Annotated in this window: 15 protein-coding genes; 10 read left to right on the top strand and 5 right to left on the bottom strand. The window is 41.2% G+C overall.

The features are described from left to right. Nucleotides 1-77: 77 nt before the first annotated feature. From V7K27_RS14340 to V7K27_RS14350, 3 genes are all read right to left on the bottom strand, one after another. On the bottom strand, nt 78-1,805 hold the full coding sequence (locus tag V7K27_RS14340) for an SDR family NAD(P)-dependent oxidoreductase (protein WP_334948208.1): 1,728 nt from the start codon (nt 1,803-1,805) through the stop codon (nt 78-80). Between the two features lie 211 nt (nt 1,806-2,016). Further along, on the bottom strand, nt 2,017-7,440 hold the full coding sequence (locus tag V7K27_RS14345; protein WP_334948210.1) for a beta-ketoacyl synthase N-terminal-like domain-containing protein: 5,424 nt from the start codon (nt 7,438-7,440) through the stop codon (nt 2,017-2,019). Between the two features lie 239 nt (nt 7,441-7,679). Then, nucleotides 7,680-7,931: a hypothetical protein gene (locus V7K27_RS14350; RefSeq protein WP_334948212.1), complete on the bottom strand. Its 252-nt coding sequence runs from the start codon at nt 7,929-7,931 to the stop codon at nt 7,680-7,682. Nucleotides 7,932-9,580: 1,649 nt separating this feature from the next. On the opposite strand from V7K27_RS14350, the gene V7K27_RS14355 reads away from it, so the two are divergent. The 9 genes from V7K27_RS14355 (at nt 9,581) to V7K27_RS14395 (ending at nt 19,480) form a co-directional block, all read left to right on the top strand. Beyond that, the gene (locus V7K27_RS14355; RefSeq protein WP_334948214.1) at nt 9,581-10,783 is read left to right on the top strand and encodes an ABC exporter membrane fusion protein; all 1,203 of its coding nucleotides are present in this window, start codon (nt 9,581-9,583) and stop codon (nt 10,781-10,783) included. A 60-nt stretch (nt 10,784-10,843) separates the two neighbouring features. Next, nucleotides 10,844-12,022: an ABC transporter permease DevC gene (gene devC / locus V7K27_RS14360; protein ID WP_334948237.1), complete on the top strand. Its 1,179-nt coding sequence runs from the start codon at nt 10,844-10,846 to the stop codon at nt 12,020-12,022. 120 nt (nt 12,023-12,142) lie between these two features. Continuing rightward, nucleotides 12,143-13,147 (top strand): NAD-dependent epimerase/dehydratase family protein, encoded by a 1,005-nt coding sequence (locus tag V7K27_RS14365; protein ID WP_334948216.1) that lies wholly within the window; start codon nt 12,143-12,145, stop codon nt 13,145-13,147. Between the two features lie 292 nt (nt 13,148-13,439). Beyond that, nucleotides 13,440-14,423 (top strand): glycosyltransferase family 2 protein, encoded by a 984-nt coding sequence (locus V7K27_RS14370; protein WP_334948218.1) that lies wholly within the window; start codon nt 13,440-13,442, stop codon nt 14,421-14,423. After that, entirely contained in the window at nt 14,420-14,554 is a 135-nt protein-coding gene (locus V7K27_RS14375) for a hypothetical protein (RefSeq protein ID WP_334948220.1), read from the top strand. The genes V7K27_RS14370 and V7K27_RS14375 overlap by 4 nt, the downstream gene beginning before the upstream one ends. A 103-nt stretch (nt 14,555-14,657) precedes the next feature. Then, on the top strand, nt 14,658-15,125 hold the full coding sequence (locus V7K27_RS14380; RefSeq protein ID WP_334948222.1) for a DUF2141 domain-containing protein: 468 nt from the start codon (nt 14,658-14,660) through the stop codon (nt 15,123-15,125). A gap of 165 nt (nt 15,126-15,290) precedes the next feature. Continuing rightward, nucleotides 15,291-16,550, top strand: coding sequence for a glycosyltransferase (locus V7K27_RS14385; protein WP_334948224.1), 1,260 nt, complete (start codon nt 15,291-15,293; stop codon nt 16,548-16,550). 543 nt (nt 16,551-17,093) lie between these two features. Continuing rightward, on the top strand, nt 17,094-18,377 hold the full coding sequence (locus V7K27_RS14390) for a glycosyltransferase (protein WP_334948226.1): 1,284 nt from the start codon (nt 17,094-17,096) through the stop codon (nt 18,375-18,377). A gap of 293 nt (nt 18,378-18,670) precedes the next feature. Continuing rightward, nucleotides 18,671-19,480, top strand: a complete 810-nt coding sequence (locus V7K27_RS14395; RefSeq protein ID WP_334948228.1) for a hypothetical protein — start codon at nt 18,671-18,673, stop codon at nt 19,478-19,480. A gap of 221 nt (nt 19,481-19,701) precedes the next feature. Here the strand turns inward: V7K27_RS14395 and V7K27_RS14400 are convergent, their stop codons facing one another. Continuing rightward, nucleotides 19,702-20,244 (bottom strand): DUF2085 domain-containing protein, encoded by a 543-nt coding sequence (locus V7K27_RS14400; RefSeq protein ID WP_334948230.1) that lies wholly within the window; start codon nt 20,242-20,244, stop codon nt 19,702-19,704. A gap of 42 nt (nt 20,245-20,286) precedes the next feature. Further along, on the bottom strand, nt 20,287-22,398 hold the full coding sequence (argZ, locus tag V7K27_RS14405) for a bifunctional arginine dihydrolase/ornithine cyclodeaminase (RefSeq protein WP_334948232.1): 2,112 nt from the start codon (nt 22,396-22,398) through the stop codon (nt 20,287-20,289). Between the two features lie 583 nt (nt 22,399-22,981). Between argZ and V7K27_RS14410 the strand changes: the two genes are divergently transcribed. Then, nucleotides 22,982-24,574 (top strand): glycosyltransferase family 39 protein, encoded by a 1,593-nt coding sequence (locus tag V7K27_RS14410; protein WP_334948234.1) that lies wholly within the window; start codon nt 22,982-22,984, stop codon nt 24,572-24,574. Nucleotides 24,575-24,671 lie beyond the last annotated feature (97 nt).

A 24,671-nucleotide genomic window follows, 5' to 3' on the forward strand; every position in this document is an offset into this window, starting at 1 on the left:
CGCAGAGAGAAGAATAAAAAGAGATTTTTACAACTGATTTAGGATTGCTATAGGTGTTGAGTGTTAAAGGAAGATTATTAGCTTCTGAGCATTTTCATTGACCAAATAATGGCGTGAGCGCCGAGCATTCGTGAATAGATTTTACCTTGGCGATCGTGTATGATAAAGTTTGCGATCGCACTACTTGCTGTCTTAGATATCACTTCACAAGAAACGTAAAATGTTTCGTTATGTGGTATCATTGCAAATTGTTCAAACTTTTCTACTTTTCCAGGTAAACAACCTTCTTCATGAAAGTGTTGTGTCCAAACCCATAAGGCGTGCATACTCAAGTCTGTTGTGTAAGGATTTACCCATTGGACAGGGAATTGTCCTTGTTCTTGGGCGCTGAGTTCTGGCCAAAGACATTCTGTAGTGATTTTTTCAGGGCTGATGTTTAAAACTCTTTTGATTTCTTGAAAACCGGGGCCGTGAAATAATGTAGCCCCACCATTTTGGTAAAAAGCTTTTCCGGTAGCGGTGATGATATTATCTGGTTCGAGATTGAGAGATTCATAAGTGGGTGGATCTGGGATTTCTCGCTGGAGATTGAGTTGAGCGCTAAAATGAAAATGGATTTTTCCTTCTGGGTTTTTACTCGAAATTTTGGCTTTAAGTTCGATTCTTTCAAGATTAACCTTGGAAATTTCTTCAATTTCTAAAATATGTTCCTTCGCTAATGTCTCATTGAAAGTAATCCCCTTCAAAACTTTGAAATCTTGGTAATTGAACAATCTATAACCGGGATATAATTGTTCAGAAGCATTGATAATCCAGGTCATTGCACAAGTTGCTGGTAAAACTGGAGAACCAGCAATAGTATGATCGTGTAAAAATGGATTAGCCTCTAATGTCATTTGGCGACGAATACGATAGGTTCGTAGTTCTGAATCTAACTCTGTAGCCATTGGAACTAGTGGGCTACCAATGACAACTTGTGCAGTTGCATGATTGGTATTATCCATTTCTTTCACGAGCATTTGTGCGCCGACTGCAATCGGAATTATTTCGATTTTTCGCTCTTGAAAAATCTTCTTTAATTCTGCTGTCACCATCCCACTATCCCAAGCGCCCCAGTTGATAGCGACAACATGACATGAGGGATAACTTTGCTTAAATATATGGGCTGATTTGTTCAGAATTTCATTTGCGATCGCATAATCAGATTGTCCAGGATTTCCATAAAAACCTGTTACTGAAGAAAACAAAACTAAATGTTGAAGTTGATTAGGATTAACGCAAGCTAACAGGTTTTCTAAACCTTGAACTTTCGCGGTATAAACTTTTTCAAAATCTTCTTCTGTTTTCTTTTCAATTAACTTATCAGCCAAGTTTCCAGCGCCGTGAATGATTCCTGTAATTGGGCCCTGATGTTGCACAGCATTAGCAAGTTTTTCTTGTAAAGCTTGCGTATCTGTGACATCGACGCTAATATATTCTGCTTTAGCTCCTGTTTTTTCAATTGCTGCTAGAGTCTTTTTAATTTCGCGGCTGGAGGTAATTTTGTTATATATCTTTTGTACATTCATGGGTGTGGGCTTCTCTCCTTGAGAAAGAAGATTTTCCATGATGCATTTTTTCAATGCGGATTCATCAGAATTTTGAGCAAAAGCTGGCTCGGTTTCTAATAGTTCCGAGCGACCGAGGAGGATAAATTTGCAGGGTTGCTGTTGAGCTAATCTGATAGTACACTCAGCCGTAATCCCTTTTGCACCGCCGCTCACGACAAAGACAGATGATGGACTAAGCTGGGCTGTTTGTGTCATAAATCCTCGTGAATACCTGCATAAATTTGCTTTTGATGTGCAACTGATTAACCAGGGTTTTACCCCACCCTAACCCTCCCCTTGTAAAGGGGAGGGAACTGGATTTCTTAGCCACAGGGAGAGAGGCTTTGATTCTTACTCCCCTTCCCTTGTAGGGAAGGGGTTGGGGGTTAGGTTTGAGAGAAAGTTTCACACGGAGTTAATCAACTTTTTAATCGGCGATAATGGTAACTCGTCCTTGTGAGCCGTAGCCAACCTCACTAATATAAAGGTTGGGGTCGTGAAGCTCGGCAATGATGTTTTGTACTGACTGTTTAGCATCAAGTCTGGGACTTAGATCGATCGCACGACTAAACACCTTTGGCCATTCCCATCTGAGAGTTTTGGTTAACCCGAACAAACCAGCACCGATCGCACCAAAGTTGACTTTGTACTCTAACCCAAAAGCGCCATCGAGATGAGCAACTGTGCAGAAACAACTACGTCCATGACGTGCGGCTTCGTTCAGAGAAGGTTTGAGGTGTTTCGCCATCAAAAATACGTGCTTGACGATCGCCTTTTCTTGTTCGTTATAAGAAATACTCCCGGTGTGATTTGCTACAAACATCGGATGTAGATGGATGAAAGCCCCGATCGCTCCGCAGTGAGATGCGATCGCTTGCAATTGTTGTTGAAGATGTTCTTCACTCAAGTTTGCTAAGGTGACGCGGGTTACTCCTGTGGGTAAGGGCGCTTGTTGGGCGATCAGCGATTGGGGGAAGCTGACAACTACTACCTTCCAGCCTTTTTCGATTAGGGATTCAGTTAATTTATAAGTGGTGAGGGAACCATCATCGGTAATTAAACCGATGTGTCCCTCTGGTAACGTGAAATCCAAGTAATCAGGCTGTGGTAAGCTTCTGAGTTTGACCGGATGGCGCTGAATATTATGCTCTAATTCCGGTGGTTGTTGGACAAACTCAGGCTCAGACTTTTTTTTTTCACCTCCAGCTAACTGCTGTAGGTAATCAACTATTTGACCGATGGTGCGGAGTTCTCCGAGTTCTTCGATATTAGGCTTAGGTAAGTTTGGGTACATTTCTTGCATCGCCCCTAGTATTTCTACCCGTTTGATGGAGTCAATCCCCAAGTCGGCTTCCATGTCCATTTCTAGTTCCAGCATCTCCACTGGGTAGCCCGTCTTATCACTGGTGATTGCTAACAGGGTTTCACCTAAGTCTGCAAATTCATCAGTTGTAGTGGGTTCTGAGTTAAATGCGACAACTACGTTGAGTTCAGGTGAAGCGACTACCTCAACTACGGGTGCAGTCTCTATTGAAATCTCAGTTGGTTGTTGCACTTCGTGAATTGCAATTTCTACCGAAACACTTTTAGAAACCTGGGATTGCAGATACTCGACAACTTGACCGATGGTGCGTTTTTCTGCGAGTTCTTCTAAATTGGGCTTGGGTAGGCTGGGGTACATTTCCTGTAGCGCCCCCAGAATTTCTACCCGTTTGATTGAGTCAATTCCTAAATCAGCCTCCATGTCCATGTCCATTTCCAGCATTTCGACTGGGTAGCCCGTCTTATCGCTGGTGATGGCTAAGAGGTTTTTATCCAAGTCAACAATATCGATGGTTGCGCCAGATACAGGTGCAGCAGTTGTGGGTGCTGGTTCTGCGATCGCTTCATTGGCTGGAGGTGAGCTAATTTTGACTACAAGCTCAGATTGGGGTTCTACTACTGGTACAGGTGGCGCGACTACAGGCTCTACTGTCTCAAAAGTAGGGATTGGGGAGAAGAGATTAGGGAGCAAAGAAGAAGAATTTTCATCCTTCTTAGAAGTGGGAGATACAGAAGTTTCAACTACAGGCTCTAACACCTGGAGAGGTGCTTGAGTAACATTTAAGCCATTTTTAGCAACTGGCTCAGTTACAGGCAAAGGCTGGCTTTCTACTATCTTGGTAGTAACGGGTACGGCTGCATCAGTAACAGTTGTTTCTGTGGTGAAATGATGGCGTACCTCATTTAGTTTCTCTGTTAGTTGAGTTACTCCCTCACCTGAGATGATTTGAGAATATTCTTGCTGTATGAGTTGGAAAAAGTTTTTGGTATATTCCAACTGCTCTTGAAGATATTGCTCATGGATGCGTAGGGTTTCACCTTGTTGGGAATGAAACTGCATCATGCTGCGCTCTAAGCTTTCCATCACAACTAGCTTCATTTTGGCAGTTTCGGCTGTTGATTTACTTTCACTCAACAAAGAATTCTGCTGCTGCATCAGTTGGAAAAACGCTTTGGCGTATTCCATTTGATGGTTGAGATAAGTACCGTGAACTTGTAAATTCTCGGCTTGATTTTCCTGAAACTGTGTCAGCAAATATTCTAAACTTTCTAAAAGTTGTTGGTAATTTGTCAGCTTTTCTGGTGTTGGTTGCATCTTAGATTCCTGGGCTGGTTGTGACAGGGTAACAGGATTCATTTGTTGCTCTGTTTGGGTGATGATATTAGCAGTCACACTGTTAGCGATCGCAGCTGTTTTTTTATGTCCGTTAGTCTCCATCACTGCGAGAGTTGGAGTTACACCTGGGCTGCTAAATAAAGGAGCCGCATCAGAATATTCAGGGGTAGGTAATGTAACTTTATGCCCATCCTGCAAAGCTAGAGCGAAAGCATTTTTCGTTTTTTCGGATCTATAATTGATGCCGTTTAAACGGACATTTAATGTCTTCTTCGTCTCAATTGGCGGTATAGTTTGGGGAAGTTGGTAAGGATCGAGGTTATTCAAAGCCAAACCAATTACCCGCAACTGCACAACTGCTTCTCGTAAAGAGCGATCGCTATTCTTTTGAGTGCTGGGGTTCAAAGATACGGTAGTGTGTGGGCGATCGCCAAGGATATCTTTTACCAAGTTGGTGAGAATTCTCCTCGGGCCAAATTCCACAAAGCAAGTACCACCCGCCGCATAGATATTTTCAATTTCCTGTTTAAACAGCACTGAGTTAGAAAGGTGCGTTTCCAGGATTTTTTGAATACCTTGGGGTTCATTGGGATACTGCTTACTGGTGACGTTACTGTAAACAGGGATTTTGGGACTTTGGAACTTGACGGACTTAGTAGCGATCGCAAAGGATTTTTGAGCAAAGGCGATTAGCGGTGTATGGAAAGCTGCTGAAACAGGTAACAATACAGCTGTATATCCTTTCTCGTGTAAAGCCTCTCTAACTCTCGCTATTTCTGCGGTGGGGCCAGCCAAGACAAATTGAGTGGGAGAATTTTGATTAGCGATCGCAACTTGGGGAAAATGTCTCAGCACGGCTTCCACTTTGCTGATATCTTCTTTGACAGCCAGCATACTACCCGCATCATGATCCGGGTCTTCGGGAGCCGCCATTGCTTGACCCCTAGCTTTCACCAGGAACAGGTAATCTTCCGTACTCAAAACCCCCGCAGCCCATAAAGCTGTGAGTTCCCCAAAGCTGTGACCCGCCACAAAATCTGACTTAAACCCAGCTTGTTGCAGTATGCTGTACATCCCTGCACTCAACACCCCGATGGCTGGTTGAGCGTATTCTGTGCGTTGTAAGGCAGCAATTTGGGCGTTTTTCTCTGCTTCCTCAAACACAGGATGAGGAAAAACGATCTCTGAAAGCGGCTTTAAATTATCTTTGATTAACAGACTATCCATATAGCCATGAAGACGCCGCATCAAAGGAAAATTCATCACCAGTTCGCGCCCCATTTCCAAGTATTGCGAACCTTGACCAGAAAATAGAGAGACAACTTTTCCGCCCAACTCCATACCAGAGGCGCGGTAATAAATCCCTTGGGGATGCTCCCAAGATGCTGCTGTTCCTTTGTTTTTCAGCCAGTCAATGCTAGTTTGCAGCAACTTGCAAGCGTCTTCAAGATTCTCAGCTACAAACCCAAATCTGGCAGCAGAGAGGGGAATCTGTGGCGATTTGCATTCCTTGACTAATTGGGCATAATGTGTTAATGCTTCAGGCGATCGCAACTTACCTAAAGTCTCTTCAGATTTGGCCAACAATTGGTCTACTGTGGGAGCAAATAACAGCACTTCACTAGCATCATTATGTAAGCGGTAAGCGTGGTTTTGGTCAGCTTCATATTCTTCCAAAACGACGTGATAATTGGTGCCGCCAAAGCCAAAGGAACTCACACCCGCGCGTCTGGGTGCTTCCCCTTCTGGACGAATCCAAGGTCTAGTTTCGGTATTCAAATAAAAGGATGAATTTTTAATGTTGAGTTTGGGGTTTGGTTCAGTGATGTTAATTGTCGGCGGTAATACTTTGTGATGTAAAGCCAAAGCAGTTTTAATCAAACTCGCCGCACCCGCAGCCGCTTTTGTGTGTCCAATTTGTGATTTTACACTACCCAAAGCGATGTGCTGTTTTTTCTCATCATGCACATCAAAGTAGTCTTTTAAAGAGCCAAATTCCGTCGGATCTCCAGCCATTGTACCAGTGCCATGTGCTTCCATCAAACCAACAGTAGCGGGAGAGAAACCGGCATCTTCATAAGCACGTTCTAAGGCTTTAACTTGGCCTTCTTTGCGCGGAGCATAAATGCTCTTATAACGCCCATCGCTGGAGGTACCAATGCCTTTGATTACGGCATAGATTTTATCGTTGTCGCGTTCAGCATCTTCCAGGCGTTTGAGTACAATCATCCCGATACCTTCACCCAACATCATCCCATCGGATTTAGCATCAAAAGGTTTGACATTTTCACTGGGAGAAACCGCCGGTGTTTTGCTAAATGATATGTAAGCCATGATGGTGTTATCGGTATCAACACCACCAGTCAGCATCATGTCAGAACGATGCTCAACTAGCTCACTAATTGCCATTTTTAAAGCACCGAAAGAACTAGCGCAAGCGGCATCAACTACGCAATTCATCCCGCCAAAATTTAGGCGATTGGCAATTCTACCCGCGACTACATTAGCTAACATTCCAGGGAAAGCATTCTCATCCCATTTCACATAAGCGCTTTTGATTTTGTCAACGATTTTTTGGGTATCTTCGTCAGATAAACCACTGCTTTTGAGTGCTTTTTCCCAAATCGGATATTCCAACCTCGCAGAAAGTGGCATTCCTAATTGCTTGGCCATCGCCACGCCTAAGATTACGCCAACAGTCTCGCGGCTAAACTCACGTTTTTCGCCATAACCTGCATCTTCCATCGCTTCTTTCGCAACCACTAAACTTAATAGTTGCGATACATCTGTGACTTCCAAAATGCTGGGTGGTATGCCGAATTCCATCGGGTTAAAATCAACCTCTGGAAGAAACCCACCTCTTTTGCAGTAGGTTTTATCTTCAGTAGTTCTTGGATTTGGATCGTAATAATCTTCGACGCTCCAGTGAGTCGAAGGAACATCAGTAATACAGTCAATTTTGTTTACTATATTTTGCCAATATTCCCGTAAATTTCTGGCTTTAGGCAATAGAGAAGCCATCCCAACGATAGCTATAGGATTGTGTTGTAATTGTCTGTTAATTTTGTTGATAGACACTGATTTTTCTGACTTCATTTTTTTTCCCTCAATAGACCTCATCACAGCCTGTTCACAATTATTGATAAGGCTCTCTAACTCCGCTAAGGCAGTATCAATTGAATAAGCAGACATAGGGCATAGTTAGTACTGTGGATTCTGTAGCTACAGTAATTTCTGTTGCCTACTAAATAATGGAAAACTCTCGTTTTGTAAGCAGTTAGCTATCCTATCTGTGCTAAATGCTTTTTTCTAAATCGACACCACACGACACATACTGCCCTGAGAAAGCCTTAGATTTATAGGCGACTTTGGCACACTGCGTAGGCGTAGCCCGTCGTAGACATCGCACAAAAATGTTAGACAACGCTAGACTATTGATATTGTGGCAATAAGTCAATGACGTTGTGAAAACTGCTAAAATAGTCTGGGAGTCTAATAACTGCTTGACCAGTGAATTCAATCCATTTGTAATCGTAGAGATTTTGAGCAATGGTATCCCACTGGAGTGATAGAAACTGAGGAGTAGAAACGCTTTTTTCACCTGAAATCGTTTGATTATCTAGCCTAACTACAGCAACATAGCTGATGTTAATGACAACATTCTGTATCTTGATAAATGTCATAGCCAGTTTCAAGGTCCAGGATAATATATTTTATGCTACTTAACCCAGTAAAGTTGACAAGTTCGTTACAGAAAAGACACCACCTTCAATCCGAGTTTATGCAATTGGAAAAGTAATTAAACGATCACAAAGCAGTTATCTTTAGTTATTTTTAATTTCAAAATATCAATGAAATAACTAGTTTGTCTAACCACTTTAAAGCATTGAATTAATAAAAACACTAACATACTTTACAGAAACTAAATCATTCCTTTAAAGTTATTTTATAAATAGCTCTAAACTATTACTGATGTGAATTTTGAATAAAATCCAGCATAAAAGTATAATTTTTAGCTATATAAACGCATGAGAGATTTACCTCGTTCCCAGTCGGAGACTGGGAATGCCCCTCATTGAGGCTCCGCCTCCCTTACTTGCGGCAGCAGCCCAATGAGTAGCATTTCCGAGGTTGGAAACGAGGTTTGAATAGACCACGCGGTAGGGGCATAGCAATGCTGTGCCCCTACAACATATATGGTTCAATTAAATGAAAATTGCTGTAAATTAACCAGGACTTACCCAAAATACCTCTCAAACTCTTATTTCTCCGTGTTCTCTGTGCCTCTGTGGTTCGATTTTCTGAAGCCTTATTAACAATGCAAATCTGTTGTCTAGTAAGTAACAATTCAATGAATACATAGATAAATTGAATAACCATAAGTATTTTTTCTCAGAGAAACATCATAATGGAGTCAAAGTTTTTGGTTATTTTCAATATAAATCAAGTTAAGAAGCAAAGCAGTTATTTATAAAGCAAATGTTAATTTTTAGTATGTTGCTTAATAAACATAATATGGGTGAAATCAGTCTTCAGTTGAGTAGGGGCAATTCATGAATTGCCCCTACTAGGAATCGCTATAATAATGTCTTATAGTACACAACCTTGCCAATAATAATCTGTTAGTAATATCAAATCTGCTTAATAACTAACTATTTGTTGGTATTCAATTGCTATAGGACTAGTATTTGATTTTTTAAATGCACGTAGTAAACCCTCTAGACTAAAATAGTGCATTAGACGTAGGTTGGGTGGAGCGGAGCGCAACCCAACTGATTATCCGGATGTTGGGTTACGCAAAGCCTCCACCCAACCTACAATTTTTTTGCTAACTATTTGTTGGTATTCAATTGCTAGACAAGGAATTAGTGATGAGTAAATTCTTCAGTCTCTCATCTGACTGTGATGAAATATTTCAGTGAGAGAATCAGGACTTATGCGAATTCAATTGGTTGACAAAATGCAATTTATCCGTCATACTGAATGACAAGTTTATCCAAATTTTGAGTTCATTTTTATTAGCGCTTCGTTGTTTTTGAGAGTTAAGATTTCTGGTTAGCGCTATTGTATTTTACGCTACGGGATTAGATATCAAATTAGGATATAACTTAGGAAGCTTTGAAGTAACACCACCATTAATTTTCACGCCACAAGAGCGAGTTTGGGCGGCAAAAGCGTACAACAATTCATATAAAACCAATTTAGACGCATCCACTTGATTAAGGTAGAAACCCTAGAGGAAAAGCCCTCTTGGTAATTTGCGGATGAGTCTATTCTAATCGACTAAATATAACCAGGCTATCCTCTAAAAAAGCAGAATTGGAATGAAAATATGGCAGCAAATAAAGAAAGCCGATTATTTACAAAACCCGTAGGCCGATCGCAACTAATTTTAGCAGCTTCTCTGACTTTAGCGGCTGGATTAATCGCTTTCTATAGTTTGGCACCGTTTTCGTCTAAACCGAAAGTTCAGCCAGCGAATCCTCCAAAAGCTGCCACGCCTGCGAAAGTTGCTGTGACTGCCTTGGGACGTTTGGAGCCAGAAGGCGAAGTTACTACTTTGACTGCTCCCACTTCCAATAATGGGGTGCGAGTAGACAGACTGTTGGTGAAAGAAGGAGATGCGGTTAAAGCAGGGCAATTATTGGCCTATCTAGAAAATTATGGTCGTTCTAAAACCGCATTGCAACAGGCTTTAGACCAGCTGCAAGTTGCCAAAGCTAAACTAGCGCAGGTGAAATCTGGAGCTAAAACCGGAGATGTCGATGCTCAAAAGGCTGCGATCGCACGTTTAGAGCCACAATATAAAGGAGACGTTGCTACCCAACAGGCGACAATCGCCCGCATCCAGGCAGAAGTAGACAATGCTCAAGCTGAAAACGATCGCTATCAGCAATTATACAAACAAGGTGCGATCGCGGCTTCCATAGCAGATACCAAAGCTTTGCAACTAAAAACTACCCAACAGCAACTAACAGAAGCCCAAGCCACTCTCAAGCGGACTCAAGACACATTCCAAGAACAACGCAAGCAAGCACAAGCGCAACTTAAGAGTATTAGCGAAGTGCGTAGTGTAGATGTTCAAGTAGCACAAACCGAAGTCAACAGTGCAACAACTTCTGTTCAACAAGCAAAAGCCGACTTAGATTTAAGTTACATCAAATCTCCCATAGATGGCAAAATTTTGAAAATTCACGCCAAAACCGGAGAAGTCATCAGCACCAACAAAGGATTTGCTGAAATAGGTAAAACATCTCAAATGTATGTGATTGCAGAGGTGTATCAAACCGATGTTCAAAAAGTGCGTGTAGGACAAAAAGCCACTATTAGCAGCACTGCATTTACTGGAAGATTGCAGGGAACTGTGAAAGAGATTGGTTGGCAAGTTGACAAGCAAAACATCTTCAGCCTCAACCCCGGTTCAGATACAGACCGCAGAATAGTTGAGGTAAAAATCTATATCGATAATCCCGCAGATAGTAAGCGGGTGGCTCGTTTAACTAACTTACAGGTTGATGTTGCCATTCATATTTAATCATTGGTCATTTACAAATGACAAATGACAAATGACAAATGACAAATGACAAATAAATCCATGATTTTCAAAATTCCTTTAGCATGGCTACAGCTAGCCCAGCAAAAAGTCCGTTTACTAGTAGCTGTAGCCGGGATTGGTTTTATTGTGCTGCTAATGTTTGTGCAACTTGGTTTTCAAGATGCCCTCTATTCAAGTGCGACCGCAGTACATCAGAATCTCAAGGGAGATTTATTTTTAGTTAGTTCGCAATATAAATCTTTGACCTCCAATCAAAGCTTTTCGCGCACTCGTTTATATCAAGCATTGGGGTTTGATGGCGTAGAGTCAGTTAGCCCCATGTATTTGCAATTTGCCAAACTGAAAAATCCGGCAACTAGTGAGAAATATTCAATATATGTGATTGGTTTCGATCCAGGTAGACCTGTGATGAACATCCCAGAAGTTGAGAAAAATTTAGATAAACTGAAAATTCCCGATGTCGTGCTTTTTGATCGGGGTTCTCGCCCAGAGTTTGGCCCAATAGCTGAAAAATTTAATGCGGGAGAGACTGCACAAACAATTGAAATATTTCCCTTCAATTCATTAATTGGTTATAGAGTCAGAATTGGTGGCTTATTCACCTTAGGGCCTTCCTTTGGGGTAGACGGAAATTTACTTGTTAGTGACTCAACTTTCTTGAGGATAAATCCCAATACTCGTCCGGCAGATATGATCGATATCGGTTTGATTTCCCTCAAACCTGGTGCTAATGCAGAAACAGTACTGAAAAATTTACAAGCAAGTTTGCCTAATGATGTCCAAGTTTTTACACGTCAAGGCTTCATTGATTTTGAGAAACAATATTGGGCAGTCAGAACACCCATTGGTTTTATACTTAACTTGATGTTGACAATGGCTGCGGTTGTTGGTGTAGTTATTGTTTATCAAATTCTTTACAGCAATATTGCTACACAGTTCGTTGCTTACGCCACTTTAAAAGCCATCGGTTATGCCAATAGATATTTATTGAATGTGGTATTTCAGCAAGCTTTAATTTTGGCAATTTTAGCTTATATCCCAGGATTTATTACTTCTGTGTTGTTATATAGTTTTGCAGCAGAATCAACTAAATTACCAATAGTTATGACCACTAATAATGCCCTGATTGTCTTAACCTCAACAGTATTAATGTGTATAACATCAGGAGCGCTTGCTATTAATAAACTCCGCTCCGCAGATCCGGGAGATATTTTCTAAGACAAGTTAAGCCCCTTGTTAAACATAGGCAAACTTCCGCCACAGTCTACTAGGCTTTTGTTTTAATCCAAAATCCAAAATCCAAAATCTAAAATCCAAAATTGGTATAATTCCGACTTTATGAACCTCAAAAACAAAACCATCCTAATTACCGGGATTAATGAACTTGTCGGTTTGCGTACAGCCGAGTTAGCCATAGCGCAAGGAATGAAGGTTCGTGGACTACAAAGTTCTACAGAACAGAACAAACAATTACAGAATTTAGGTGTTGAGGTAATTATTGGTGGTATCACCGATGCTACTATTGCTCAAAAGGCTTGTCAGGGTGTAGACATAGTTTTACATACAGATCAAATTGCCGAAGAAGCTGGCGCAATTAACCATTTTCGTGATGTCAATGTTGGTGGTACTGTCAACATGGCTAAAGCCGCTAAACAGGCTGGTGTAAAAACATTTGTGCATCTTTCTAGTGTAATGGTTTACGGTTTCAACTATCCTAATAATGTTACAGAATCCGGCCCACTCTCTGGCGAAAATAATCCCTACTGTCAAACGAAAATAGAAGCTGAAACAGCACTCTTAGAACTAAATAATCCGCCAGATTTTGGCATCATCGTTATTCGAGCCGGAGATGTTTACGGGCCAGGAAGTATTCCCTGGATAGTCAGACCAATTCTGATGATGCGTCAAAAATTATTTGCCTGTGCCAACGATGGTAAAGGAGTAATCAATCATGTATATATAGATAACCTGATTGATGGCATCTTTCTAGCGATTGAAAAAGAAACCTACGGTGAAATATTTAATATCACCGACGGACAAGAAACTTCATGGAAAGAGTATTTTATGCGTTTAGCAGCAATGGAAGGTTTATCAGCACCCCTTTCATTATCTAAAGATGAAATCAAGTTGTTTCTAAAGCTACGTGTTCAAGGACAAAAACTTTTTCGACAAAAAGTTGATATTTTACCAGAGTCCATAGATTTTATGACTCGTCCCTATGCTTGTTCTATTGTCAAAGCAGAAAGTCTGTTAAATTATAAACCAACAATTGACCTAGAATCAGGAATGCAGCGAACACATGAATGGCTGCAAAAAACAGATATCCAAAAATTGATTAAATAGTCCTTTGGGAGTGGGGAGTGGGGAGTTTTACCAATTAGAATATAGGACTAGTATTTGATTTTTGAAATGCACGTAGTAGTGGAGTGTCTAGGCTAAAATAGCGCATTAGACGTAGATGTAGGTTGGGTGGAGCGGAGCGCAACCCAACATATATATATCAGGATGTTGGGTTACGCAAAGCCTCCACCCAACCTACAATTTTTTTGCTTCTGAATTATTCCGTTCATCTGCCTAACAATTATCTGCAATTAAGCATAAAATAATCCCCAGATTTTCTGAATACTTGTTTTGTATGAGTAGCAATCAGCCACGATTGAGCATCGGATTACCTGTATATAATGGTGAAAAATTTATCAAAGAAGCCATAGATTCACTTTTGGCTCAGACCTTTGAAGATTTTGAGCTAATTATTTCAGATAATGCATCTACAGATAAAACTGAAGAAATTTGTAGAGCTTATGCCGAGCAAGACCAACGTATCTGTTACTACCGCAATGAGAATAATATCGGTTGCGCTCGTAACTTCAATCGCGTCTTTGAATTGTCTTCAGGTGAGTACTTTAAGTGGGCAGCCTATGATGATCTACATGCTCCAGATTTTATCAGCAAGTGTGTTGAGGTGCTTGACCAAGATCCTACCATAATCTTGTGTCACTCCCAGACATATTTCATTGATGAACAGGGGAATTTTCTCCAAAATTACGATATCAAACTCAAGGCAGATGCACTAAAACCACACGAGCGTTTTCACGAATTGCTGACCAAACATTTATGTTATCAATGTTATGGAGTAATTCGCGCCAGTGTCCTGAGAATGATACCGCCTATGGGTGGTTACGGTAATGCAGATGGAATTCTCTTGTTAAGACTTGGTATTCTTGGTAGGTTTTATGAAATTCCTGAATACCTGTTTTTCGCCAGAAGTCATCCGCAACAATCAATGAGTATGTATTTCCCTAATTATCTGTTGTTTGCTAACAATAGTAAACAACACTCATTGAGTATGCTGCCTGATTTCTACGCATATTCAGTGTGGTTTGATTCAGCAAAGAAAGGACAAATTTTATTGCCACATTGGAGAATAATCTGGGAATATGTACTCTCTATATGGCGTAGTCCCCTGAGTTTGTCTGAGCGCCTGTGTTGTCATAGAAGTTTACATCAGCAGTTAAAAGGGACAGAATATCTTTTGCTGAAAGATTTGCTAAGAGTGCTGCAAGTACTTTGGAAAAGTTGGCAGCCTGCATCAATTCAAGAACAGCAAGTTACACTTTGAACGAATTACTTCAGAAAGAAATAAAAGCTAGCGATCGCACCGCCAACATCTGCAACGATCGCCGCTTTTATCAGGGAGCATCTCACTTGCGTAAAAAGCCTTGTAAAACCTCACCCCAACCCTCTCCTTAGTAAGGAGAGGGAGCAAGAATCTTGTTTCTCATCTGGTATATTTGCAAAACTAAGATGCTCCCTTTTTTTCAGCCCTAAAATCACCTATTCTGAGTACAAAACTATGTTGAAACTATCTCAAGTATGTCGTATTTTGCTTGCTACTTTAGTGAGCGTCAGCTTTGCTAAAACAGTGAATGCCGAGCCGACTGCAAAACTGACTGTTGTGGTAAATGGAATACACCACAAAAAAGGTGAGATTTGCTTCCGAGTTTACCCAAGTGAACGAGGATTTCCGATGAGTGGTAATAGCGAAGATCAAAGTGGCTGCGCTAAGATTACTGGAAGTTCTGTAACAAAAGAATTTTTCGGTTTGAAGCCTGGAACCTATGCTGTTGCCGTAGTTGATGATCAGAATGGCGATCGCAAACTCAATAAAGACTTTTTCGGTATTCCCAAAGAAGGTTTTGGGATTTCCAAAAATCCAACTGTGTCCATACAAACAGGTACACCAAAATTTCGTGATGCCAGTTTTGTTGTAAACAAAAATACAACGGTCAATATTATCATCAAATATTCGCTGGATTCGTAAAGGGAGTGAGAATTTTAGATTTTAGATTTTGGATTAAAGAATTGAAATTTAATCCAAAATCGTCAATCTAAAATTGAATTGCCCCATGCCCAATTCTTCAGAATTACGGTTTAGATCAGACCTACATATAAACAAGCCGAGATTCTACCGGAGATTAAAAATTTAATGGAAGATTTGGCGATATTTCTCTCTAAGTCTTTGATGGGTTGGTTGGTTATTCAGGTGTGTTTTACGCTTGTCTTTATATGGTATCTGCGCTCATCTAAAAAAAACTTATTACCAGATGATCAGTTGCCCAAAACCGCAGTGATTCTTTGTCTACGCGGAGCCGATCCTTTTTTGCCTAGATGTTTGCGATCGCTCCTAAATCAGAACTATCCACAGTATGATTTAAAGTTGATCGTTGATAGTCACGAAGATCCCGCTTGGAAAATTGCTAGTGAAACCATCACAGAGCAAGAAGCTACAAACGTTCAAATCAGCCCTTTGAGAATAGTACGCAACAATTGTAGTCTCAAATGCAGTTCTTTAGTGCAAGCTGTCCGCGAGTTGGACGATTCTTACAAGGTGGTTGCTTTAGTAGATGCTGATACTATAGTTCATGTGAATTGGCTGCGAGAATTAGTCAGTCCTTTAAACGATGCTAAAGTGGGGGCAACAACAGGTAATCGTTGGTACGTACCTACAGGTAAGTATTGGGGATCTTTAGTGCGCTACATCGGCAATGTATCCACAGTAGTGCAAATGTTTATCTTCCAGATTCCTTGGGGTGGATCTTTGGCTGTGAAAACAGAAGTGCTTCGCCAAACAGAACTACTAGATAAGTGGGGACAAGCTTTAGGCGAAGATTTTATGATGCACAACATTCTCAAAAAACATGGGTTGCAGGTAAAGTTTGTGCCTTCGCTGTTGATAGTAAATCGTGAAGAGACTGATTTATTCAACTTAATAGACTATCTCAAGCGTCTAATGCTGTATTCTCGACTATATCACCCACGTTGGTTAGCTTTAGTTAGTGAAGCTGTTTCTAGCATTTTGTTTCCGACTTTAGTCGTCATGTTAATTCTAGAGTGGTTGTTAGAGGCAAAATGGCAAGCTGCGACTCTTTTGTTAGGTTGCTATGGAGTCTATACTGTAGCATTACTCTTGATAATGCTGGTGTTGGAATTAGAGATACAGCGAGTGGTTCGCTCTAATGACCAGGCGATCGCCAAATTATCAGCTGCTACAATTATCAAAATGTTAATTGGGATTCCTCTGACACAGTGGGTTTATGGGTTAGCAATACTATCGTCACTGTGGATTTCAACAGTTACTTGGCGCGGTGTCAGCTATCGGGTTCAAAGTCCCTGGAATATCCGGCTAGTTGAATATCGCCCTTATCAATGGTTGGATCAGCCTATTGATGGCAAGGTTTCTCTTTGAACTGAATCGTTAAATATCAACTAGGGCATGAAAGTTATTACACTAAACATTCCCTAGTCTTCAAATTATATTATCTTATATTTAGTAGAACTATATTAGCTATAACTCTTGTCAGAATACACGCTTTGGCTTGTTGATTACCAGAATGTATTTGGATGAATGGCAAGGGTTTAGAGAAATATATTAAGGGGAATTTTGACTTAGTATTTTGGATGTTTTGATAGTTTCTAAGCAAGGTTTATAAACATCCACTTCATAATCGACAATTTCGGCTATTTGACAATGCGTAAATCCTGACTCTAACTGTATTATATCATGTCCGCTAAATTACCCATAATAACCCCACCCCCAACCCCTCCCCGCAGGCGGGGAGGGGAGCTAAAGCGCAGCTTTGGCGGGGTGGGGTTCCGGGTATTATGCTTAATTACCCAGACATGATATTAGTGGGAATTTCTGAGCCAAAGAATCAGGATGTTCATGAAACATTTGCTGCGTAAATCCTAAATTCAAAACCAGCATTTTCGTGAAATATTCCCCTTTTCTATGACTAAGCAAAAACTTCGCATTGCACTGTTTACAGGATTGTACGCTCCTTTCTTAACTGGAGTTTCCGTTGCAGTACACCAACGGGTTCGTTGGTTGCTAGAGCAGGGACATGAGGTTTTTCTAATCCATCCGCAAATCAACGATCGCTACCCCAAAAATGTTGGCGATCGCCCCATGCCAGGTTTAGATGAAATTCAGTCTTTCCCCAATTTCTCTGCTTACGCATTCCCCACACAACCACTGCTATTCTACAAGTCTCTTCCTCAACCATTGCACTATCGACATTGGAGTGATACCAAATTATTGGAGAAATTCAAACCCGATATTATAATTGTTGAAGAAGCGGCGCAAATGAGAGGTTTATACTCATTTTTCTTGCAAGGTTATGGTCGCCCCATCGGTACTGAATACGCCAAACGAACAGGCACGCCAATAATATCACTCTTTCATACAGATATCGTTGCGTATATCAAATATTATTTTGGCGATCAGTTCTTCAGCTTGGTTCGTCCGATCATTCCCGTTTTGGTTAAGCAATTTAGTGAGTTTTATGACTTTAATTACTTCTCTTCTAAAGAACAACTCACTAAATACGAAGAACTGAAATGCCAACGCGCCGAATACGTCGCTTATCAAGGCATCGATTGCGAAAAATTTCATCCGCGAAACATTTGTTACGACCCGATTCCTAATGACAACCGACCGACTCTTTTATTTGTCGGACGCATTACTCCCGAAAAGAATGTCAATCAACTGCTTGATATTTTTCCAGTCATAGCTGCCAAAATCCCTGATGTTCATCTGGTGATTGTTGGTAGTGGCCCTCTAGATGAAGAAATCCGTCAGCGTGCTAAAAAGTTTGGATCGGGTATTACCGTTTGGGGTGAGTCTCACGGTACACAACTTTTAGGTTGGTTTGCCAGAGCGGATGTTTTTGTCAACCCCTCCGTTACCGAGAACTTCTGCACTACAAATAACGAGGCATTAGCGTCTGGAACCCCTGTAGTTGCTGTTGTTGCACCCTCAACCTCAGAACAGGTATTTCCTGGTCGTAACGGCTTTCTTGCCCAACCCAACAATCCCACAGATTTCGCCCAAAGGGTAATTGCGATTCTGGAAAATCCCGATTTGAAAGCAGATATGACTCGGCACGCTCGCCCTTCCATACTCGAATTTGATTGGTCAGCATGTATGCAAAAATTAGAAGACAAACTTTACCAGATTGTTGAAGGATCACGGAAGGTGGAGGTAGGTACAGGCAGTATAAGACCACAGCGATAGCAAACATGACGATCGCTAGTACTGTAGATACTAGCGATCGCTAATTAGTGACTTTGAGTTTGACCAACGCTACTAGTCCAATGGTGCCGCAGCTACGCCCGTCGTAGACATCGCATGAAAGTTTTTCAACTTTGGATACAAATGCGATCGTATATCCTGAATTAGTACGATATTTGTTAAAAATTATGTAAAGTTATCATAAATTTGCAGTGAAATTACTCTGATAACTTTTAATTAATATGTTAATAGCTGTATTATCTTGATGTCATACTACGGTTAGTAAAGTAATTTTTATGACATACGCACAAAATTTTACAGTGTCTATTTTTGGAGCAGCTTTAATTGCCTTGGGCACAGGGCAAATAGCGCAAGCAGTACTATTAGTTGAATCAGAGTCAGCCGTGGTAAATCCTGATGCCAAAGAAGTGTTATTCACTATAAATTTTAATAAGATGCCGGACTTTTTCACAGTTGATAAATTGAATCGGCGCTCCGGCTCTTTCCAATATTTTATTGATCCGAATGGGGAATTGCCTATTTTGAATGCATCCCCTATCTATAGTAACTTTTCCTCAATTATTCGCGGAGAAGAAATTTACGTTCAAGGTGACGTTCGGATACGTGATGTTTTTTCAGTTGGTGCATCGGAACCAAATTCAGGAGGCTGGGGTAAAATTCGTGGTTCAGTACCATATACCCTCGATGGCAATGTCCTGAAATTTTCAGCACCTCTGCAACTTATTGGAGATTCAGATGGCGTATTTAGCTACCAATTGCTTTTGACTGAGTTTGGTGCTTGGAATGGTATTACAAACGAAAATAAGTCTATTGTAGAGGCTCCCGACCTGGAGAGCTACGTTTTCAAAGCTACTAACCTTGGTAAAAAAGATTTGGGTGTACCTCAGTTGCTTAGTAAACCCTATATTACCAGTGTTCCCGAACCTAATTTTGCATTGGGTGCATTAACTGTTGGAGCTTTAAGTGTAGGCTTACGGCGAAAACGTAAACTTGAAGAAGAATGCAGAATCCAGAATTCAGAATTCAGCAATCTTTCAGTCGGGGATTCAGACGCGCCACTGAATTGTTGCACCACCAAATCGTAGATTTTGTGGGGGTCTAAAAAGAGGTTATTCATCCGCCAGTCATACAGAATACCTTTCTTGTATTCTGACTCCTGACTCCTTAATTCTGTTCGATAAATCAGCCGTTAGTTAACCCTCAGTCCTGTAAATTAATACTGTTCAGTTAAGGATTCTTTGTGGAGATTTGCTAAGTGTAGAGATGTTGCATTACAACGTCTCTACTAACTGCCGGAAAACCATTTCTACAATTCATGCAAGCTAGTTTTAGCACCATGCCACCCATGCAAAATAGGCATAGTAAATAATCCCCACGCCAAACCCGTAATCAATCCAAAAGGCGTAACCAGATAATTATTAAAACTCCACAAACCAAAAACCTGTGCTGCCAATTCCAAAGGATAAGCCATCATCAGCACACTAGCGTAGCTTGCCCCCGTAGGGATCGCTGCACCATTCCAGCCATACTGACTTAACCAGTAAAACCCCTTACCACCAGTTACCCCATATAACAGACGAGTAATCAGCAAACCCGTGACAGTGCCGTAGCACCGCATACAAACAGCCATAATAAACGGTGGTGCCAAATCTAACCCCATAGTTGGTTGCGGACATACATGATTACCCATAAAATAAATGATGTCCGCAATTCCCCCAAGCAAAGACACCCCAGACGCAGCCAAAAAGGGAGCAATAGACGGGCCAAAAACCATCCCCGCCAACATAAAATCAGCAATCAAACTCACCCAATTAACCTGCAACTCTTCACTGAAAGCTACTCTTGTCATCTCCCTTTCTCTGCGCCCTCTGCGCCTCTGCGGTTCGTCTCCCTAACCTACCTTATTAACATAGGGACTTGTCAACTTATCCAACTGCTGAATCAACAAACTAAGGAACAAACCGACATCCGTCACCACACCCACCGATTCTACAGAACCGCGATCGCTTAACTTAGTCACCACAGCTGGATTAATATCCACACATACCATTTTTACACCCGCCGGAGTCATATTCCCCACCCCAATGGAGTGCAGCATTGATGACAGCATCAAAATCATCTCCGTACCTTCTAAGTGTTTGGCGTATTCCTCCTGTGCTTTAATCAAATCCATTTCAGTATCAGGCAAAGGCCCGTCATCCCGAATCGATCCCGCAAGTACAAAAGGTATATTGTTGTGAACACACTCATACATCACGCCACTTTTAATCGCTCCCGCCTCCACAGCTTTGGGAATGCTGCCATAACCACGGATAGTATTAATTACCTTGAGGTGATGGCGGTGTCCACCACGGACAGCGATACCTCGCTTCATGTCTACACCCAAAGAAGTGCCCATGATATTTTGCTCGATGTCGTGAACTGCGATCGCATTCCCACCCAGCAACGCCTGTACATATCCTTCCCGAATTAGTTGCCCTAAGTGTTCGCCGCCACCAGTGTGAATCACTACCGGCCCTGCTGTCACCACAACCTTACCACCAGCATCGCGGATTTTCCGCAATTCCCAAGCCACTTGCTCAACCACCAATTCCACGCGCCGTTCGCTGGAAACCCCCGCCGACATAAAGCTAAATTCTTGGGTGCTGCGTAGTTCCCGCGATTCCGTTTTGCGGATGGTGCGGATACCTAACACATCTACAATTACCTGTTCGCCAACTTTTAAATCGCGTAATATTTTACACCGAGCGACTAAGCTAGTGGGAGTTTGAGTAATAGCGATCGCGCCATCCATCCGTTGATTTTCCACCTTCACCCACTGACCATTAATTCGGACTTCGGTGGGATAAATCGTACTGACGTAGAAATCATCAGGCGCAACACCATCTTGAATTACTGGCTCTAGTTTGGCATCTCGCTCATCTTGGGGTAAATCTACAGCACCCAAATCAATCAACATCGAGATGATTTCTTCCATCACCTCATGGGATGGTGCTGATACCTTCACTTCGGCGGCTGAAGTACTTTGTCGTTGTTCTCCCAAGTTGAAATTCAGGACTTGGAAACTTCCCCCGGCATCTATAATCAAATCCAAAGCGCGGTTAATTAAGCCTGCGTCTAGCAAGTGTCCTTCCATGCGAATGATCCGGCTTTCTACCGAGACATTGGCATGAATTTCATCTCTAACTGGTTCTGTCACCCGCAGAGTTAAACATTTAGCCGCGCCACCAGCTTTGAGAAATTCCGTAAGTGGCGTTTCCAGCACTTGGAAACCTGCATCTGCAAGGCGGGTTTTCAAAGCATCACTCGCCTTGTTCATGATCACGATGCTGTCTACATTCACCGTATTACAAGCGAAGTTAACTGCATCGGCTTCTTCAATTGGAATGAGCTTTTCTGCTGCGACTCGCATCTCAATTAAGCGGTTGGAGTAAGAATCAAAAGCACCAGGATAGTACAGTAAATAGCCATTTGTTAGGGGACAAAAGCAGGTATCCAGGTGATAGAAACGTTCATCTATGAGTCGCAGGGAAAGCACCTCAATATCCAGCCATTTAGCTAGATAAGGGTGAGAATCTAATTCTGAGCGGAAACCGTATCCCGCCCATAACCAGCGTCCTTCCCGATCCAGCAGTGCGTCCCCTGCTCCCTCAAAGGGTAAATCTTTGGGAAGTTCATTGACTGTATAACCATTTGCCTCAAACCATTGTTTGAAGAAAGGCTCCTCTCCCTGACGTTCTTTGTGTAAAAAGCGACTGAGGACGACGTTATCCCCCAGTACTAAGCCAGCGTTGGCGGTAAAAACCAAATCAGGCCAGCCTTTTTCAGGTGGTACTAAGTCTACAATGGCGTGTTGTTTAAGGATCTGGTGTAATCCCTGCCACTGTTCGACGGCGCGATCGCGCGATGATTTGTGAATATTCCCTTCCATCCAGGGATTAATCACATAGTCCACGTCGTAGTGGTCAGGGGGACACATTAAAAAGCGAATACGGGAAGTCATAAAAATCTTACAAGCGTTTTATATACTACAAGCCTACTTTGAATATAGATTTTCGTTTTTCTACATTTTGTCAAATCTGCTGCTAAAGCTTCTATCTTTTGATAGTTGAAGGCTTTACAAAGGCTTCGTTCTTAATTCTATTACTGGAAGAGACAAAGTGAGGAGAATAAGTAGAGAAGGTGACAAAACAGCATGGATCTCTTGGCCATGACTATTTTATAGCGTTTCACTTTAATAATGATATAAATACGTTGGGAGGCGCACAGTGCGTTAGACGTAGGTTGGGTGGAGCGGAGCGCAACCCAACTGATTATCAGGATGTTGGGTTACGCAAAGCCTCCACCCAACCTACAATTTTTTAATCTTGAGGCGGTAGCCCCCTAATAGGGATTCCCAGTCGGACACTGGGAACGAGACAAATTTTTGGACTGTGGCAAGAGTTTTTAATAAATAGTTGTAGTGTCTGGCAATACGTCTTAAAGTAGCATGGAAACTAAAATGTCTGCTAAAAAACGATTCTAGCGATAATTAATCATAAAATTTTACCACCGTTTATTAACGCTTTGAGGAGATTAAAAGCTGCATGAAAAAGCAATTGTCACAGAGATGGCTTATTTCTAAATCTTGGTTACGTTTTTTAATCATCATTTTATTAGTAATAGGTGTATTTTTTCGCTTCGTCAATCTTGACAGAAAAATTTATTGGGGTGATGAAGTTTTCTCATCATTACGCATATCTGGCTATATGCTGTCAGAAATGAATGAGCAGTTAAGTAATGGTCGTTTGTTCAGCATAGAAGATTTGCAAAAATATCAGTATCCCAATCCTGAAAAAAACACAATTGATACAATTAAAGGGATTATCTTAGAAGACTCGCAGATTTTGCCGCTATACATCTTGATGACGCGGTTTTGGGTAGAATGGTTTGGCAATTCTGTCGCAGTGACAAGAAGTTTTTCAGCATTTATTAGTCTGCTTACCTTTCCTTGTCTTTATTGGCTATGTCAAGAATTATTTGAGTCTTCACTAATAGGATGGATAGCGATCGCGTTGGTAGCGGTTTCACCTGTTCATGTCGTGTATGCACAAGAAGCACGAGCATACAGTTTATGGATAGTAGCCATCTTAATATCAAGCATAGCACTGCTGCGAGCCATGCGCCTTAAAACAAAGGTTAGTTGGTGCATTTATGCGGCAACATTATCACTAGGGTTTTATACTCATATATTTTTTACCTTCGTTGCTTTTGCACAGGGAATTTATGTAATTGTAATCGAACGGTTCCGATTGAGTAAAACATCGATTTATTACTTGTTATCATGGCTTGCGGGGTTTATAACTTTTGTACCTTGGATTTGGATTATTATTACCCATCCTCAGCCACAAGCAGTAGATTGGGCAAATGTTAAACAAACATTATTTGCCTCAGCTGCAAGATGGACTGGTATCTTTAGCCGGACGTTTCTTGATTTAAGTATTAACTCTAGCGATCCAGGAAAACTTAAGATTGCCTTAATTCCTTTTATTTTAATTATTTTAGCTCTAATGATCTATTCAATTTATGTTCTTTGTCGAAGAACCTCTAAAGAAGTTTGGTTATTTGTCTTAACCTTGATTGGGTCTGTAGGGCTTCCCCTACTGTTAGTGGATTTCGTTTTTCAAAAGCGATACGCTACTAGTCGATATACACTTCCTTCAGTTTTAGGTATACAGTTAGCTGTTGCTTACCTATTGACCACTAAGATGACGTCTATTTCTACTAAAGTTTGGCAAAAAAGGCTCTGGTCACTTGTAACATTCATGCTAATTATGGGCGGAGTTATATCTTGTATGCTCTACTCTCAAGCCCAGATTTGGTGGAACAAATACCCGGAAAAATACCAAGAATATCCTAAAATTGCTCAGATTATTAGTCAAGGAAATAAACCACTTGTAATTAGTGATACACCTAACATACTTCCACCAATACAAGTACTTGGTTACTTAGTTGATCCAAAAGTGCGATTTCAAATCGTTGAGAAAAATCAGTTACCAGAGATTACGAATGGCTTTACTGACATATTTTTGTTCTTGTTCGAGCCGTCTGACTTCTTAAAAGCTGGAATTGAAAAAGTTTATAACTCAAAGTTACAGCAGATAAACCACTTTGTCTGGAAAATAATAAAATCTACCTAAACCAGAATTCAGGAGTCAGAATTCAGGAGTCAGAATTCAGGAGTCAGAATTCAGGAGTCAGAATTCAGGAGTCAGAATTCAGGAGTCAGAATTCAGG

This window comes from Nostoc sp., assembly GCF_036919575.1.
Classification (GTDB): domain Bacteria; phylum Cyanobacteriota; class Cyanobacteriia; order Cyanobacteriales; family Nostocaceae; genus Nostoc.

Bases quoted from the DNA above. Each gene is read 5' to 3' on its own strand.
- argZ (WP_334948232.1), bottom strand. From the start codon at position 22,398: ATGACTTCCCGTATTCGCTTTTTAATGTGTCCCCCTGACCACTACGAC.
- devC (WP_334948237.1), top strand. From the start codon at position 10,844: ATGATTTTCAAAATTCCTTTAGCATGGCTACAGCTAGCCCAGCAAAAA.
- V7K27_RS14380 (WP_334948222.1), top strand. From the start codon at position 14,658: ATGTTGAAACTATCTCAAGTATGTCGTATTTTGCTTGCTACTTTAGTG.
- V7K27_RS14345 (WP_334948210.1), bottom strand. From the start codon at position 7,440: ATGTCTGCTTATTCAATTGATACTGCCTTAGCGGAGTTAGAGAGCCTT.
- V7K27_RS14390 (WP_334948226.1), top strand. From the start codon at position 17,094: ATGACTAAGCAAAAACTTCGCATTGCACTGTTTACAGGATTGTACGCT.
- V7K27_RS14385 (WP_334948224.1), top strand. From the start codon at position 15,291: ATGGAAGATTTGGCGATATTTCTCTCTAAGTCTTTGATGGGTTGGTTG.
- V7K27_RS14365 (WP_334948216.1), top strand. From the start codon at position 12,143: ATGAACCTCAAAAACAAAACCATCCTAATTACCGGGATTAATGAACTT.
- V7K27_RS14370 (WP_334948218.1), top strand. From the start codon at position 13,440: ATGAGTAGCAATCAGCCACGATTGAGCATCGGATTACCTGTATATAAT.
- V7K27_RS14350 (WP_334948212.1), bottom strand. From the start codon at position 7,931: ATGACATTTATCAAGATACAGAATGTTGTCATTAACATCAGCTATGTT.
- V7K27_RS14340 (WP_334948208.1), bottom strand. From the start codon at position 1,805: ATGACACAAACAGCCCAGCTTAGTCCATCATCTGTCTTTGTCGTGAGC.
- V7K27_RS14355 (WP_334948214.1), top strand. From the start codon at position 9,581: ATGGCAGCAAATAAAGAAAGCCGATTATTTACAAAACCCGTAGGCCGA.
- V7K27_RS14410 (WP_334948234.1), top strand. From the start codon at position 22,982: ATGAAAAAGCAATTGTCACAGAGATGGCTTATTTCTAAATCTTGGTTA.
- V7K27_RS14395 (WP_334948228.1), top strand. From the start codon at position 18,671: ATGACATACGCACAAAATTTTACAGTGTCTATTTTTGGAGCAGCTTTA.
- V7K27_RS14400 (WP_334948230.1), bottom strand. From the start codon at position 20,244: ATGACAAGAGTAGCTTTCAGTGAAGAGTTGCAGGTTAATTGGGTGAGT.